This window comes from Ruegeria sp. CDSC085 (genome assembly GCF_059610465.1).
Window position 1 is genome coordinate 1 of record NZ_JBXWNR010000054.1, and the last position, 1,382, is coordinate 1,382.

Genomic DNA, 1,382 nt, shown 5'->3' on the forward strand with positions numbered 1-1,382 from the left:
GTGCCGAAACTGGCTGACCCGGCAGAGGCGCTGCGGGTGGTCGAGGCGCGGGACTTCGGATCCGACCTGCTGCTGAAAGAGGTGCAGGAACGCGTCATCGCCGTACTGCGCATGGCAGAAGCGCTGTCGCCGAAGTATCACGTCGTGGTGGCCAACCCGCCTTATGCTGGCGCAAGAGGTCTTAACGGATCTCTCGCGGCATTTGCAGCTAAAGAATACTCGAATAGCAAGTCTGACCTTATGACTTGCTTCATGGAACGCTCTGCTCTGGCAGCAAGGGCTGGAGGGTATTGGGGTATGATCAACTTGCCATCTTGGATGTTCCTCAGTTCGTATCAAATGTTGCGGGACAACATTATTCAGAAACAGTCAATTGCCAGCTTGCTACACCTTGGGCGAGGGATATTTGGTTCAGATTTTGGTAGTGTTGCATTTGTTATCCAGAACTCGGCCCCAAAACCAAACACTTCCGCGACATACCGAAGGCTGTTTGAGAAACACGTTCAAGTCCGGAGCGTCGAAAAAATCGAGGAGCTCTTCAAAGATCCTGACTACGGAAAACACGTAACAGAACAATCTGAACTTACTAAGATACCAGGCAGCCCAATTGCTTATTGGGCAGGCGAGGGGGTTTTTCGCTTGTTCAAAAACGGCACCTTGATTGGCCAGTTGGGTGAACCTCGGGTTGGTATGAATACCACCAACAACGATCTTTTCGTGCGAAACTGGTTCGAAGTATCTCTTTCAAAAGTTGGATTTGGTCTACCCACACCTGAAGCCGCTCACGCATCTGGAAGAAAGTTCTTTCCTTACAACAAAGGGGGCGGCTTTAGAAAATGGTACGGGAATAACGTTACCGTTGTTAACTATGAGAACAACGGGAAAACTATCTGCGACTACATTGACTATGCGTCAGGATCAAAGGTGAACTCGAAAGGTAGAGTAATAAGCCGTGACAAGTATTTTCGTAGGTCAATCACTTGGTCATCCGTGACCTCAACTGCATTCAGTTCTCGCTGCTGTAACGATGGCTTTGTGTTCGACAACGGAGGCGCCTCGCTGTTTACAAACCCTGAAAACTACGACTTGCTCGCTGCTTTCCTCAACTCAAACCTAGCTTTTCATTTGCTGAAACTTCTAAACCCGACACTTAACTTCCAGCCCGGAAACATCGCTGCTTTGCCGCTTATCCTTTCAGAATTGGAAGATGTCAGGAATACTTTGGAAAACGGCCTTAGCGAAATTGTAACAACTTACAATTCCGACTGGGACGCCTACGAAACCTCTTGGGACTTCACCACGCTGCCGCTGCTCTCGCCCGATCACCGCGGCGAGACGCTGGAGGACCGTTATGCCGCGCTGCGTGCCCATTGGCAGTCCAT

Annotated in this window: 1 protein-coding gene; it reads left to right on the top strand. The window is 50.1% G+C overall.

What is annotated here, in order from left to right; translation table 11 throughout:
* Positions 1-1,382 (top strand): Eco57I restriction-modification methylase domain-containing protein (locus AC2FJB_RS22815; RefSeq protein WP_496721242.1); only part of this gene is annotated, 1,382 nt, incomplete at both ends.